Origin of the sequence: Alteromonas sp. MmMcT2-5, from assembly GCF_022348315.1 — a bacterium.
Taxonomy (GTDB): Bacteria; Pseudomonadota; Gammaproteobacteria; order Enterobacterales; family Alteromonadaceae; genus Alteromonas; species Alteromonas macleodii.
In genome coordinates this window covers 56,172-70,135 of sequence record NZ_JAKRFB010000009.1, presented here as the reverse complement: position 1 = coordinate 70,135, position 13,964 = coordinate 56,172, and the positions used below count along the sequence as shown (strand labels likewise).

Here is a 13,964-nt window from a genome sequence, read left to right as displayed (position 1 = left end):
TTTTACATGTCTGCGAGTGATTGGTTTTCTCCACATGATTCCAAGAGAAGAATTGGTAGCTTAATTGATGTTTCTGCAACCGATGCTAAAGTTAATTTAACTGACTCTGGTTCTGGAGATAATGTTTGGCTCCTCGGCGGCAGGCTTTCAGCTGGTGAGGTCAATGAGTATATATTTATTGATGCTGGAGGCCATTCTATTCTAGGTCGTATTGTAAAGGTCTGGCTTGAGAGTGGTGAAAGATTAAGTGTTGATGCTCTGGACGATAGTATCCCCACGAATAATCCCATTGGCCTAGTTCAGCTATTGGTTAGTGTGGATGTGGAAAATGGTGAAAATTATAAGGGTATTCGGCGTTACCCTAAACTAGGCGCACAAGTATATTCTGCTCATCCTCTATTAGTATCAAAATTAGCTGAAGGATTGTCGTCGAAAGATGGTGATATCAATTTACCGATAGCTGAAATGCCTCATGATCGATCAGTAAAAATTAACCTCAGCCCTGAGAAATTATTCTCAAGACATTGCGCCATCTTAGGGACTACTGGTGGTGGTAAAAGCTATACAACAGCAACATTAATAGAGCAGGTTAGACAAGCTGGAGGTAAGGTTTTATTAATTGATGCTACTGGTGAATATCGTACACTCCCGTGCACAAGTTATTATGTCGGTGCAAATACCCGTTCCACAAATACAAATGTCACGTTTCCGCATTGGATGTTTACCGATAGTGATTTACGTGCTTTGTTGCGGCCCTCAGCCCAAAGTCAATCGCCTAAATTAGAGTCTGCAATTCAGAGCCTAAAAGTAGTCACCTCATTTTATCAAAATCCAAGTCATGGCTTGCCAATTTCATCAAACTATCTATTGGTGAAAGCAGAGCAGCTTAAGGCTCCGATAGAAACTGCAATTCAGAGCATATCTGGACGGATCAATCAGATACCGTGGAGGTTTAGCCTCTTAGCTGATCAAATTATAAATGAGTGTGTATGGCCTTCTGCTGGTAATGCTCGTGCTCCAGACACAACCAAGTGGGGAGCAAAGGCTGATAACGATGTTGGACATTGTTTAAATCTGTTATCAAGAATAAAAGCAATGTCAGAAAATAACCACCTTCGTTGGATGATTGATTGTGATCCTTCATTAAATACGATACCAAGTTTATTAGATTCTTTAGCAGCGTCTGCAAACAGCGAAATATTGAGGCTTGATTTATCTTCAGTGCCTTTTGAAGCGAATGCTAGAGAGGTATTAGTAAATGCAATAGGTAGAAAGTTACTTTCCCTAGCTCGAAACGGAGTAATCTCCCAAGAAAATCCTCTATTAGTTTTCATTGATGAATCGCACCAATTTTTGAATAAGAAAATTGGTGATGAAACGAGTAGAGTAGAATTAGATGCTTTTGGTAATATAGCTAAAGAAGGCAGAAAATATGGCCTTAATGTAACAATAGCAACGCAGCGTCCAAGAGACATTCCAGAAGATGTTTTAAGTCAGGTAGGTACAATGATCGTGCACAGACTCACTAACCAGCTAGATCAGGACATCGTCAAGAAAGCTGTCGGTTCAATCGACCAAAAATCCGCTTCTTTTCTACCAGTTCTAGGGCAGGGAGAAGCGTTACTTTTAGGAGTGGATTTTCCATTTCCTATGATGGTAAAAATTAGGAAACCTACAAATGAACCTGAATCAACAAGTGCGTCCTTTTCTTCAGCGTGGGGGCGTAGATAAAACTTGTAATAGTCATGGGTTTCAAAAAAAGATAATATCTGTTCCCTTAAGTAAGCTCCGGCTCTTGGTAATATATGGGGTCAAATAGGGGCCAAAAGTTAAGTAATAAAGAGTAATATTGAGTGATGAAAACAATGTCAATAACGCTACAAGCCGCGAAATACCGCAAATCAGCACTCATCAGCAACGAAGCCTCATTTGGCTTCAAAATGCCGTTTTAAATAATTATGTAAAGCTAGAAGCGATACAGCTTGCAAGTATTTTGCGAGTGAAATCATAGAAAGTCGCCGGCAACACGCCGGCGATTTTTATTGAAAACTTAAAATGTTGCCGATGGTCAGGCAAATGCGTTGCGCATTACTTTTCTATAAATGCTTGTTCAATTACATAATGCCCCTGACGACGCGAGTTAGCTTTCGAGAAGCCCTTGTCGTCTAGCATAGACATAAGGTCTTGTAGCATGTTGTCGTTGCCACATAGCATGAATCTGTCATTTTCAGTGTCTAATTCAGGCATACCTATATCATCCATCAACTTTCCGCTTTCAATTAGCTTCGTTATCCGTCCTTCGTGAGCGATACCGTTTTTCTCATAACTTTCTCTCGTGACAGTAGGATAGTAAATGAGTTTCTCACGCACTTCGTCACCGAAATAAGGGTTGTTAGGAAGTTGGTGCTCAATTTCGTCTTGATAGGCAAGTTCAGAGCGCCACCGCGTTCCGTGAACTAATATAATTTTTTCAAAGCTTTCATAAATGAAAGGATCTCTGATAATACTCATAAATGGTGCTAGACCTGTACCAGTGCTGAGCAAATAAAGATGTTTTCCGGGTAACAAGAAACCAGGCACGAGCGTACCTGTAGGCCTAACATTAATCATTACCTGGTCACCAGGTTCTATATTTTGAAGGCGAGAAGTAAGCGCACCATCTGGCACCTTAATACTAAAAAATTCCAATTCCTCATCATAATTTGGGCTTGCGATGCTGTAGGCCCTCATCAGTGGCCTACCATCTACTTCAAGACCAATCATAACGAATTGACCACTTTCAAAACGAAAAGATGATTCTCTCGTTGTTTTGAAACTAAACAGAGTGTCATTCCAATGGTGAACTTGGGTTACGGTTGCGTTTATAAGATTTCGCATTCGTTTTCCTACTTACTTAGTCATCAAGCCATGCTGCCATTCTCGCACACTTTACAATATGATAATAGTTATCATTAACGTTTGTGGTGTCGGTATACGCACGTAAAATCTAACGTGCTATCAGTTTTAAATAAGTATTTTTAGCAATAGTTCAACCAGGCCTTTCTTCCGTAACATTAAAACACTGTCACATTCAGTCATTTAGCTTGCGCATAGCAAAGGAACACAAATAATAGAATGTGGCAGTTCGAAATGAGGGAGGACGCTGTGTTAGCAAAAATGTTAAAACGCTTTCAGGCCCAACGCGATTGTGCCGTCGAAAACCCGTCTATCAATAATACCGCTGTATCCCTTTGGAAGGACACAGGCCAAGTCTACTATCTAGAGAACACGCTGAAGGTTACTTATCAGTCCAACACGGGAAAGATAACAATTGAAAAGCTCTCAATGACGTCTTTACCTCAAGTTCTTGCTGAGCTTCAAGCATTGGATACCGTCTCAACGCTAGCGCGAAAGGAAACTGCTAATCAGGTGGATGCATTTAGTGTTAGTGTGTGTGGTGTAACTTGGCAAACCGCAGACAATGGTCAGAGCGTCCGTATTAAAGCGCTTCCAGAAGCTGCTACTCTGCGCAGCCCTACTGCCTGCTTCACAAAGTCTCAAGCAATTTTCAAACACGCCTTTATGCTTGAACATGATGACTTACTCACACCTGCATCATTGAGTAAGCCCGGGATCTTTACATACAATCGGATATCGTTAAATGATTTCATTAGTCAGTTAGCGCTGGCTAACGAAAAGTTAGCAAATGGGCAAAAAGCTACAGTGAGCGTTGGTCACCAAAATTTTGAAACTGCATTTACTGACCATGAGCAGTCAATCATTGAAAAATTCATAAAGCACGATGAAACCGTATTCAATAAAGATGGACGTCAACGTCTACTTACTGATAAAGGTTAGGCTTGTTTTCAGCATGATACGTTGATAATTATGGGCTGATACACAGATTACAAATATTGAGCGCATGCCCAACTCATCGACATTAACTGTAAAATCTCATTTAACCGTTGTTCCGTAGAAAAAGTGTCCCAAATAGTTGAATGATCGTTGTATCATTGCGTTTTTTATCTTTCAGAAAACTCAACGTGTTCAGTTAACCGCTAATCGCGAAAGTTAACTCGTTAAAATAGAGGTTTTAGTAGTGCTAAGGAAAGGCTTAGTTATCACCACGGTTATTTTACTACCCATCGCAACTGTGTTGTTTTTTATGAGTATTCACGACCTGTTTAAAATGAAAACAGTAACGGTCGACCCGAAGCTTAAGGAAATTTCAGGTATAGAATACGATAAATACAAAAGGCTTTGGGCCATTAACGACAGTGGCGATGGACCCATCCTTTATATGCTCAATAAAGATGGAACTATTGAGAGGGAAGTTACAGTTACAAATGCCAAAAACGTCGACTGGGAAGACATGACACAAAACAGTTTCGGTCATTTCTTTTTGGGAGACTTCGGCAACAATGACAACAAGCGACGCTGGTTAACGATTTATAAAATTGAAAACCCCATTGACATAAAAACCGATACCACAGAAGCAGAAATCATTAAGTTTACTTACCCGGAAATGGGAAAAGGAAAAGTAAAACCGAAAGACAAGAACTACGATTTGGAAGCGTTTGTAGAGTACAAGCGTAACCTCTACCTGTTTACAAAAAATAGAACAAAACCCTTCGATGGCATCACCAAGTTGTATAAGGTGGGGGATCATGCCGCTAACTTTGACGCACAGCTCATCGGCGAATTTAAAACCTGTACCACCCTTGAAAAGTTATGCTGGATCACATCGGCTGCAATAAGCCCTGATAGGACTAAACTGGTGCTGTTAGATTCAACAAGCCTGTGGTTATTTGAAAATTTTGAAGGCGATAACTTCTTCAGTGGCGATGTGTCGCGTATTGATTTAGGCGTAGTCACACAAAAAGAGGCAGTGACGTTTTATGACGACAACACGCTGGTTTTCACCGATGAAGAGTACAAGGGGTTATTTGGGGGCAACATTTATGAAGTTAAGCTCGACCAAGCAAAGCGGAACGTGATTAAATACCGCGAAAGCTCGAATCAAAAAGAAAAAGCACCAAAGCAGTAAATACTATGAAGTTCAGTCCGCTACTCTCAGAATTAATTCAGGCACTAACGTGTCTTCCCGGCGTTGGCAACAAGAGCGCTCAGCGTATGGCATTCCACCTATTAGAGCGTAATCGCACTGGGGCAATTGATTTAAGCAACGTATTACACAATGCCATGGAGCATATTCATCATTGTAAGCGCTGCAGAACATTTACTGAAGACGAGCTATGTGACATTTGTCGTCACCCTGAAAGAGAAGCAAGTGGCTTGTTATGCATTGTTGAAAGCCCACAAGACGTACTAGCAATCGAACAAACCTTAAGTTACAAGGGGCAGTATTTTGTGCTTATGGGTCATTTGTCTCCTATTGACGGCGTTGGGCCAGAAGAAATTGGTCTTACTGAGCTTGAGGCTCGTCTTGCCGCAGGTGGGATAAATGAAGTTATCCTCGCCACAAACCCGACTGTAGAGGGGGAGGCCACGGCACATTATATCGCTCAACTTTGTGCAAGCCATAACGTTGATGCGTCTCGAATTGCCCACGGCGTGCCGGTTGGGGGAGAGCTCGAGTATATTGATGGTAATACTCTCACCCACGCATTTTCGGGTCGCCGCAAACTATAGTACTGTAAATTGGGGTATACCCATTCTTAGTAATTAAAACACTCAACGTGGGTCCGCATCTGGCGGGCCTACGTCACGTTCTCTCTTATCGCTCGCCCACAAAATACTCAACATCAAACTTTATTGAAGATAAATCTCCTTATAAAAAATAAATTTTCGTTCTAAACGTTGAAAAGTGCGTTGAGCGACCTTACCTGTTTAACATCAAACGTGATCCATTCAACGAGGAGATATTGGATTATGGCTGAAGCAGCCCAAAAAGAAACCCACGGTTTTCAAACAGAAGTAAAACAGCTTCTTCATCTGATGATTCACTCTTTGTATTCAAACAAAGAAATTTTTCTACGTGAGTTAGTGTCAAACGCGGCAGATGCTGCGGATAAGTTACGCTTTCGTGCGCTAGAAAATGACAGTCTTTACGAAAACGATGGCGAGTTAAACGTAAAGCTTAGCGTCGATAAAGAAGCAAATACCGTCACCATTACCGATAACGGTATTGGTATGACTCGCGATGAAGTCATTGCGAACTTGGGTACAATTGCTAAGTCAGGCACTAAAGACTTCTTTAGCAAACTTTCTGGCGATAGCGCTAAAGACTCACAACTCATTGGCCAGTTCGGTGTTGGCTTTTACTCTGCGTTCATCGTAGCTGACAAAGTAACGGTGCGAACTCGTGCTGCTGGTGCAGATGCATCGCAAGGTGTTGAGTGGATTTCAGACGGTGAAGGTGAATTCACGATTGCCGAAATCAACAAGCCTACACGCGGCACCGAGATTACGCTTCACCTACGCGAAGACGAAAAAGAATTTGCTGATGCATGGCGTTTACGCTCTATCGTAAGTAAGTATTCTGATCACATCAGTATTCCTGTGCAGATGTGGAAAGATGAAGTGCCTGAAAGTGAAGGCCCTGATGGCGAAAAAATTGAAGGCCAGCCTGGTGAATGGGAAGTTGTAAACAAAGCCACCGCGCTTTGGACTCGTGAAAAGTCTGAGATTACTGATGACGAGTATAACGAATTCTACAAGCATATCTCTCATGACTTTGCTGATCCGCTTGCATGGGCGCATAACAAAGTAGAGGGTAAAACAGAGTATACAAGTTTATTGTATATCCCTTCTAAAGCGCCATTTGATATGTGGAATCGCGACCAAAGTCATGGTCTTAAGCTTTACGTTCAACGCGTTTTCATTATGGACGACGCCGAACAGTTCATGCCTACTTATCTACGTTTTGTTAAAGGTTTGCTAGACAGCAATGATCTTCCGCTTAACGTGTCTCGTGAAATTCTACAGGACAATAAGATAACGCAAGCGCTACGCCAAGGTTGTACTAAGCGCGTATTACAGATGCTTGAAAAAATGGCGAAGAACGACAATGAAAAATATCAGTCGTTCTGGAATGAATTCGGCAATGTGTTAAAAGAAGGGCCGGCTGAAGATTTCAGTAACCGCGAGAAAATTGCTGGCTTGTTACGCTTCTCTTCTACACACGGTGAGTCTGATGCACAAACCGTATCATTAGCTGACTATATTGAGCGAATGAAAGAAGGTCAGGATAAGATTTATTATGTGACAGCAGATAGCTTGCAAGCTGCCAAGTCTAGTCCTCACCTTGAGATTTTCCGCAAAAAAGGAATTGAAGTGCTATTGATGGGCGAACGCATTGACGAATGGTTAATGTCTCACCTTACTGAGTTTAACGAGAAGCAGTTTGTCTCAATTGCGAAAGGAAACTTAGATTTAGGCGACTTAGAAGACGAAGAGTCTAAGAAGGCGCAAGAAGAAGCAGAAAAGCAAGTTGAAGGTGTTCTTGAGCGAGCTAAAACTGCACTTGGCGATAAGGTTGTAGACGTTAAATTTACCCATCGCTTAACAGATTCACCTGCGGTCATCGTAGCAGATGACAATGGCATGACTACGCAAATGATGAAGCTTATGCAGGCAGCAGGGCAGACCGTGCCAGACGTGAAGTATCACTTTGAACTTAACCCTGAGCATAGCTTGGTGAAGCTGCTGGCGGATACCCAAGATGAAGAGCTGTTTAATCAGTGGGTAGGCGTATTGTTTGATCAAGCTGCACTGTCAGAACAGGGGAGCTTGAAAGACCCATCTAGTTTTGTACAGAACTTGAACACACTGCTAATGAAGTTAGCTAAATAAAGCAATAAACCATTAGGTTTACATTTAAAAACGGGCGTAATGCCCGTTTTTTTATTTCTACGACTAACAAAAGTAAGTTTAGCCATTTTATTGTGCTATATTTTGGCGGTCTAAAATTTCAAGTTAATCATATTAAGAGTTAGCTTATTCATCTTAAATAAGATGAGTTACTGAATGGGTGTAGGCGCAAATTTACAAAAGTGCCTATAAGCTGAACATATATTCGCCATTAGTCTTAAGATTAACTTTACGGTACTGCTTACACTTGTCACCCCAGTGTTGAATGTGTAAAGTGCCCGAAGTAAAAAGTTTAAAAATCATAAGCGGAGAACGCACTCATGCGAATCATTCTTCTCGGCGCTCCTGGCGCGGGTAAGGGCACACAAGCTCAGTTTTTAATGGGCAAATATGGCATTCCACAAATTTCAACGGGCGACATGCTTCGTGCTGCAATTAAAGCAGGTACAGAGCTAGGCCTTGAAGCAAAGCGTGTAATGGATGAAGGCAAACTAGTATCTGATGAGATTATCATTGGCCTAGTAAAAGAGCGTATTGCACAAGATGACTGTAAAGACGGTTTCTTGTTAGACGGTTTCCCTCGCACTATTCCTCAGGCTGACGCAATGAAAGAAGCAGGTGTCACTGTTGATCATTGCATCGAGTTTGACGTTCCTGATGATGTAATCGTAGAACGTATGGGTGGTCGTCGTGTACACCCTGCATCAGGTCGCGTTTACCACGTTGTTTACAACCCGCCAAAGGTGGAAGGTAAAGACAATGAAACAGGCGATGACCTTATCGTTCGTGATGACGATAAAGAAGAAACAGTGCGCAAGCGTCTTGCGATTTATCATGAGCAAACAAAGCCGCTTGTGAACTACTACAGCGCTGAAGCGGAAGCTGGAAACTGTGAGTACCACAAGCTTGACGGTACGCGCCCAGTTGAAGAAGTGAGTGCTGAACTTGCTGAACGTTTAGGTTAATTGCCAACAACGTCAACAAAAGGTCGCTTAGGCGGCCTTTTTTGTTGCTTGTAACTTATTAGCGGATAACGTTTAATGACAACCATGAATGTTGAATTAAGCGCTGATTAATACAGCGCGATATAACTAGAACATGTGGAGTACACCATGGTTTTGCCAATCACGGCGTTTTACGCCAGCTTACTGGGTATTTGCTACCTGTATTTGTCGTTTTTAGTCATTGGCGCCAGACGTCGCCACCAAGTGGGAATTGGCGATGGTGGTCACGAAGACCTGAGTCGTTTGACAAGAGCACATGGCAACTTTAGCGAGTACGTACCCATCACCCTTATTATGATAGCGTGTTTTGAAGCCAATACTGGCCAAGTGTGGGCTGTTCACGCATTGGGGAGCGCACTGTTATTTGGCCGTGTATTACATGCCTATGGCTTAGGTCGCCACTCAGGCGTTAGCTGGCAGCGCTTCGCGGGCATGATCCTGACTTTCCTTGCTATGCTGTGTGCAGCAATAGGTAATTTGGTGCTCATTCATTTCGGATTGTAAGCGTTGCAAAAGAAGCAAATACATATAGAAAAATGCCAGCTTAGCTGGCATTTTTTATATGCGAGACTAGAGAGTTAAATGCGAAACAAGATTTAAATTTCATCAAACTACTAAAGGTGGCTGTTAATCAGGCATGTGGGACAGGTCTTTTTTCTTATCTTTACAGATATAGTGGCTTTGTCGGCACAGTTTTCGCTTTGGAAATATACAGTGTCGGAAAAGTCTTAAATTTATTAAATATAAGGAAGTACCATGGAAAGCAAAACACATTTACATTCAAATGAACTTGCTCAAGAAGAGCTAGAGCAAGTTAATGGGGCATGGCTCGCTAACGTTGTAGGCGCTTTTGCTGGAGCTATTGGAGGGGTTTATGGAGCGGCTATAGCTGGAGGCGGCGGCGCTAGTTCTAAATCACTTTGGTCAGCTGGTTTAGCAGGGGCTGGCACTGGCTTTTTCAACCCTATCGGCAGTGTAGGAAGATTAGCAGGAACCATAGGGTTAGGAGTTGGTGGGGGGGCAATTGGTAATGCCGTCGATTCACAGTATGAGGAAACAACAGACGAATAAACCTTGCAAATTAAATACGCTTTTAGAAGTCTGTAGTTTTAGAGCAGGTCAGAACATAGAAATTAGTTGATAAATTATATGCTAAAAACTCTAGTTTTATTGATACTAATAATTTTCTACACTTTTTTACTGAAGAGTAGATTTAAGGTAAAGATGATGGACGCTTGGCGTTCTGAAACAGTAGGCTCGGAGGTAATGGTTTATGTGATGATTGTATTGCCTGTGATTCTCGCATGGCTCACTACGGTGCTCTTTGAATATCTTTTTTTCTAAACACACATTAATACATGAATGAAAAAAAGCGCTCAAGGCATACCATTGTGAAGCAATGCCGTTGAGCGCTTTTTCGTTTTAAAGGCTTTTAGAAGCGGTAAGTTAGTTTAGAGTATACGAAGCGGCCACGCGGGTTGTGCACGCCGCCTACATAGCCGTACAAGTCGCCATCACCATCACCAATAGCAAACGGAGGCTCTTCGTCAAGCAAGTTGTTTGAACCAATTACAAGGCGAAGGTTATCGCTGTAGTTGTAACCAAACTGCAAGTCCACCAACATTTGAGAATCAACCGTTCTCGAGGTATTTTCTTCAAAGTCCAACACACCGTCGAAATCAATGTCAGGCGTGTCTTCAAACTCACCAACAAAGCTAATGTTCAAGTTGGCATCGAACGCACCTTTAGACCAGGTTGTGCCGAATAACCAACGGTGTTCTGGATAGCCATATTCGCCAGTGTACTCAAGACCGTCTTTTTCGAACTCGTTCATGTAAGACCAATCAAGGTTAAAGCGTACGTTACCGAACTCTTGCAACTCCATGCGGTAGTTAGCGCTGAAATCAACACCAGACGCTTCTTGAGATGATACGTTTTGGTAGGTGTTGAAAATCTTTTGAATTACACCTAATGACTCGCCTGGCTGCGGATCTAAGCGAACACAGATTGTGCTGTCTTGGTTATTACATTCCGCGTCGTAAACTAAACCGAATTGCTGCTCATCAATTTTGTTATCCTGCGTAATACTCCATACATCAATGCTCAGGCCTAATTCTTGAATAGGTGCGTAGATAACTCCTACGTTCCAAGATTCTGACTCTTCTGCATCCAAGTTAGGGTTACCCGCAAACTCGATATTGTAATCCAACGATTCACAATCTTGACCTGTTGCATCACAGCGATATTTGTCTACGAAGAAAACACTTTTCTGTGATGGGCCAAGGCCAACTTGTGCAAGAGACGGTGCTCTAAAGCCCTGAGCCCATGAACCGCGCACGGTTACTTCATCACTTGGCGCCCAACGTAATGCTATTTTAGGGTTAGTTGTACTACCAAAGTCACTGTAATGGTCGTAGCGGCCAGCTAGTTGAAGCTCAAGCTGTTCAGCTAAAGGTATAGATAGCTCTAAGTATGCAGCATACTGGTCGCGTTCAGCAGAGGCAGAAACCGATTCTGTACCGAAGATTAATCCGCGCTGGAACTGAACATCAGGAACGTCAGATACTTGCTCTTCGCGATATTCAACACCTGCTGCCATCATGACAACATCGTCGCCGAAGCTGAATGCTTCACCGGTAATGTGAGCGTCAACGCTGGTCATTCGAGATTCACCACGGCGCACAAGGCTAGTAGTAATATCATCAATTACACTTTGTGGGTTAGTAACGCCACCAAACGGGTTGTAATTACCAAGGTTAATTTGTTCCTGAAGCCAGTCAACGCGAACCCACCCTTGTGACTGATCACCACTTTGTTCTGAACGGCTGCGGCCTTTTTGTACAGATGCTTCCCAATCGTAATCATTGAACGTGCCACGAAGGCCTGCGACTAAACGAAGGGTGTCAGATTCGATATCCCAGCGACGGGCACCTGCATCAACAGGGCGGTAGCGACCAATTTCAATGTCTTGTCCAAACGGGTTATCAGGATGCGTACCCGGAACGGTTAAACCAGCATCTTCATCAAGAGGTGTTGCTGCACCGCCTGCTTCAGACGTATTGTGCTGCATTGCAACTTCCATAAATGCTGTGGTTTCGTCGCCAATTTTATAGTCGAACTGACCAATAAAGCCCACGCGCTCAGAAGCCGGTATGGTTAAACCAAATGGGCCATAATCGAACAGACAGCTGCCTGACGCCGTTGCGCTGTCTTCCGGACAGTCAGGGTCGATAGTTTTAACGCCGTCTACGTAGAAGTAGCCTGGGTAACCTCGTGACGAACGGAAGTCCATACCGCCATAAGGAGATTGGTTGGCTGTACCGTAACGACCCATTTCGTCAGCGCCGAGCGTGCTGTTGTTGAAATAGTCGATGATAACTGTAGCACTGCTTTTTTCGCTTTGAGAGCCCCATAGAATACTGGCGGTGGTCTCATCATAGCTTGGGCCTGTTGTACCACCATAACCTGCATTAATCTCTAGACCTTCGTAGTCTTTCTTCAGTACTACGTTTACTACACCTGCAACAGCGTCTGAGCCGTAAATCGCAGAGGCGCCGTCTTTTAAGATATCGATACGTTCGATGGCGGATACAGGAATAGAGTTAATATCAACGAATGAGTTAGTGATACTTTCAGCAAAGGCACTAATTGCCACGCGACGTCCGTTTATTAGAACAAGCGTTGCATCTGGCCCCATACCTCTGAGGGATACCGCTGCCGCGCCATTGGCTGTAGAGTCTTGGCTGTTATTGCGCGTCGAGAAGGTACCCGCACCTGTGGCCGGCATACGCTCGAGTAGTTGTTGAAGGTTTTCATAGCCCATGCCTTCAATCATTGTTGCATCTATTGATTGAATAGGTGAAGGGCCTTCCATATCTGTACGTTTGATACGAGAACCGGTGACTGCAATTCGTTCAAGGTTGGCTGCTTCTTCGTCAGCTTGCTGTGCATACGCAGGAGATAGAGAGGTTAATCCTGAAAGTGCTAATCCCACTGCAATTGCACTTACTTTACGACCTTGTTTCATTGTTATTTCCTTATTTCCATTTTACTTGTTGTGTGTTTTTGCAACACGATGATGTTGCAGATTTATCAATAGCACTCCTAATACTTAAGTTGCAATAGGGTAAAACACGAAAGATGTGACACTTGGTTACAAAGTGTGTAAACCGAGTATTACTAATGTGAATTTGAAATAAGGGAATAGGGTATTATTGCGAAGCGTAAAAGCCTTGGGACAATGCTTCTACAACAAGACTAAATAAAAAAGTGGAATAAAACCCGTGCGTTCTGATAAGAAACAGAAACGCACAAATGGTAGTATTTTAGGTATTAAAAATAGTGCCTACTTTTTCGTGTAGATAACTTTTGATGGTAAACGCAGCTGATCTGACCAGTGACCGGGTGTTTAAAAATTGAGCGTAGGTAAAGGTCTATTTGCACTAATGTAAAGAGAATTTATCCTCGACATCTAATAAAGAGAAGTGAAAAGCCTGTCTTTTCGCGGTAAATACATATCGTCCGGATCTAGTGAAAATGCAACAGCGTTGGCTTTGCCCTGAATTTCTTCAATTGGAATGAAGCCATAATAACGAGAATCAACGCTATTGTTCCTATTATCCCCCATTGCCAGCACGTGATCTCTAGGTACAGTGACCAAGTTAAAGTTTTTCGCAGGGCTAGGTAATGGGTTAAGCGCTATGGTTCGTGTTTGGCCTAAAATCTCCTCGGAATAAAGATTGTGATCTTTGGCGCTTACCGTTGCTTTTTCACCATTGATAAAAAGTACGTTGTTTTCTAATTTGACCTTGTCACCTTCAATGGCAACCACACGTTTAATGAGTCTGGTTTCAGCTGCATTACTGTCAATGATTACAATGTCACCGCGATTGATGTTACCAGTTTTCGCGACAACAACGTCTGTGAACGGTAATTCTAGCGTGTAGGCTGATTTATCAACCACTACGCGGTCGCCTACTTGAATGGTGGGCTCCATAGAGCCTGTAGGAACATAATACCAATCAGCAACACTGCTTCGAAACGAGAAAAGCAAAACCATAAATAAAATGAAAGGCAGGTTGTTCTTAACGCTCTGTTTTAGATTTAACACGGCTTCGGTTCTCACTTTTCGTAGATTGCTCGTTAGTT

General features: G+C 42.7%; 12 protein-coding genes. 9 read left to right on the top strand and 3 right to left on the bottom strand.

Translation table 11 applies throughout. The annotated features are described in order from the left end of the window. Positions 1-6 precede the first annotated feature (6 nt). Positions 7-1,731: an ATP-binding protein gene (locus tag MHN09_RS06565; protein WP_239239705.1), complete on the top strand. Its 1,725-nt coding sequence runs from the start codon at positions 7-9 to the stop codon at positions 1,729-1,731. A 118-nt stretch (positions 1,732-1,849) separates the two neighbouring features. Continuing rightward, a complete protein-coding gene (locus MHN09_RS06560) occupies positions 1,850-2,011 on the top strand; it encodes a hypothetical protein (RefSeq protein WP_239239703.1) in 162 nt (53 codons plus the stop codon). Between the two features lie 77 nt (positions 2,012-2,088). Here MHN09_RS06560 and MHN09_RS06555 read toward each other — a convergent pair whose 3' ends face one another. Continuing rightward, positions 2,089-2,877 carry a ferredoxin--NADP reductase gene (locus tag MHN09_RS06555; RefSeq protein WP_049588633.1) on the bottom strand — a complete coding sequence of 263 codons (789 nt, stop codon included), beginning with the start codon at positions 2,875-2,877 and terminating at the stop codon, positions 2,089-2,091. A gap of 267 nt (positions 2,878-3,144) precedes the next feature. Between MHN09_RS06555 and MHN09_RS06550 the strand changes: the two genes are divergently transcribed. The 7 genes from MHN09_RS06550 to MHN09_RS06520 all read left to right on the top strand — a co-directional run bounded on the left by MHN09_RS06550 (position 3,145) and on the right by MHN09_RS06520 (position 9,887). Next, the gene (locus MHN09_RS06550) at positions 3,145-3,837 is read left to right on the top strand and encodes a hypothetical protein (RefSeq protein ID WP_231514306.1); all 693 of its coding nucleotides are present in this window, start codon (positions 3,145-3,147) and stop codon (positions 3,835-3,837) included. A gap of 241 nt (positions 3,838-4,078) precedes the next feature. Beyond that, on the top strand, positions 4,079-5,026 hold the full coding sequence (locus tag MHN09_RS06545; RefSeq protein WP_014950046.1) for a hypothetical protein: 948 nt from the start codon (positions 4,079-4,081) through the stop codon (positions 5,024-5,026). Between the two features lie 5 nt (positions 5,027-5,031). Further along, the gene (gene recR, locus MHN09_RS06540; RefSeq protein WP_014950045.1) at positions 5,032-5,631 is read left to right on the top strand and encodes a recombination mediator RecR; all 600 of its coding nucleotides are present in this window, start codon (positions 5,032-5,034) and stop codon (positions 5,629-5,631) included. A gap of 240 nt (positions 5,632-5,871) precedes the next feature. Continuing rightward, positions 5,872-7,794, top strand: a complete 1,923-nt coding sequence (htpG, locus tag MHN09_RS06535) for a molecular chaperone HtpG (RefSeq protein WP_039236292.1) — start codon at positions 5,872-5,874, stop codon at positions 7,792-7,794. 338 nt (positions 7,795-8,132) lie between these two features. After that, positions 8,133-8,777 (top strand): adenylate kinase, encoded by a 645-nt coding sequence (adk, locus tag MHN09_RS06530; RefSeq protein ID WP_014950043.1) that lies wholly within the window; start codon positions 8,133-8,135, stop codon positions 8,775-8,777. A gap of 147 nt (positions 8,778-8,924) precedes the next feature. Beyond that, the gene (locus MHN09_RS06525; protein ID WP_014976958.1) at positions 8,925-9,320 is read left to right on the top strand and encodes an MAPEG family protein; all 396 of its coding nucleotides are present in this window, start codon (positions 8,925-8,927) and stop codon (positions 9,318-9,320) included. A gap of 252 nt (positions 9,321-9,572) precedes the next feature. Continuing rightward, positions 9,573-9,887 carry a hypothetical protein gene (locus MHN09_RS06520; protein WP_156086625.1) on the top strand — a complete coding sequence of 105 codons (315 nt, stop codon included), beginning with the start codon at positions 9,573-9,575 and terminating at the stop codon, positions 9,885-9,887. Positions 9,888-10,248: 361 nt separating this feature from the next. Here the strand turns inward: MHN09_RS06520 and MHN09_RS06515 are convergent, their stop codons facing one another. After that, complete coding sequence (locus tag MHN09_RS06515) at positions 10,249-12,843, bottom strand: TonB-dependent receptor (RefSeq protein WP_239239701.1); 2,595 nt, start codon at positions 12,841-12,843, stop codon at positions 10,249-10,251. A 444-nt stretch (positions 12,844-13,287) separates the two neighbouring features. Further along, positions 13,288-13,941 carry a signal peptidase I gene (gene lepB / locus MHN09_RS06510; protein ID WP_049588638.1) on the bottom strand — a complete coding sequence of 218 codons (654 nt, stop codon included), beginning with the start codon at positions 13,939-13,941 and terminating at the stop codon, positions 13,288-13,290. Positions 13,942-13,964 lie beyond the last annotated feature (23 nt).

Bases quoted from the DNA above. Each gene is read 5' to 3' on its own strand.
- MHN09_RS06565 (WP_239239705.1), top strand. From the start codon at position 7: ATGTCTGCGAGTGATTGGTTTTCTCCACATGATTCCAAGAGAAGAATT.
- MHN09_RS06555 (WP_049588633.1), bottom strand. From the start codon at position 2,877: ATGCGAAATCTTATAAACGCAACCGTAACCCAAGTTCACCATTGGAAT.
- recR (WP_014950045.1), top strand. From the start codon at position 5,032: ATGAAGTTCAGTCCGCTACTCTCAGAATTAATTCAGGCACTAACGTGT.
- htpG (WP_039236292.1), top strand. From the start codon at position 5,872: ATGGCTGAAGCAGCCCAAAAAGAAACCCACGGTTTTCAAACAGAAGTA.
- adk (WP_014950043.1), top strand. From the start codon at position 8,133: ATGCGAATCATTCTTCTCGGCGCTCCTGGCGCGGGTAAGGGCACACAA.
- MHN09_RS06525 (WP_014976958.1), top strand. From the start codon at position 8,925: ATGGTTTTGCCAATCACGGCGTTTTACGCCAGCTTACTGGGTATTTGC.
- MHN09_RS06520 (WP_156086625.1), top strand. From the start codon at position 9,573: ATGGAAAGCAAAACACATTTACATTCAAATGAACTTGCTCAAGAAGAG.
- MHN09_RS06515 (WP_239239701.1), bottom strand. From the start codon at position 12,843: ATGAAACAAGGTCGTAAAGTAAGTGCAATTGCAGTGGGATTAGCACTT.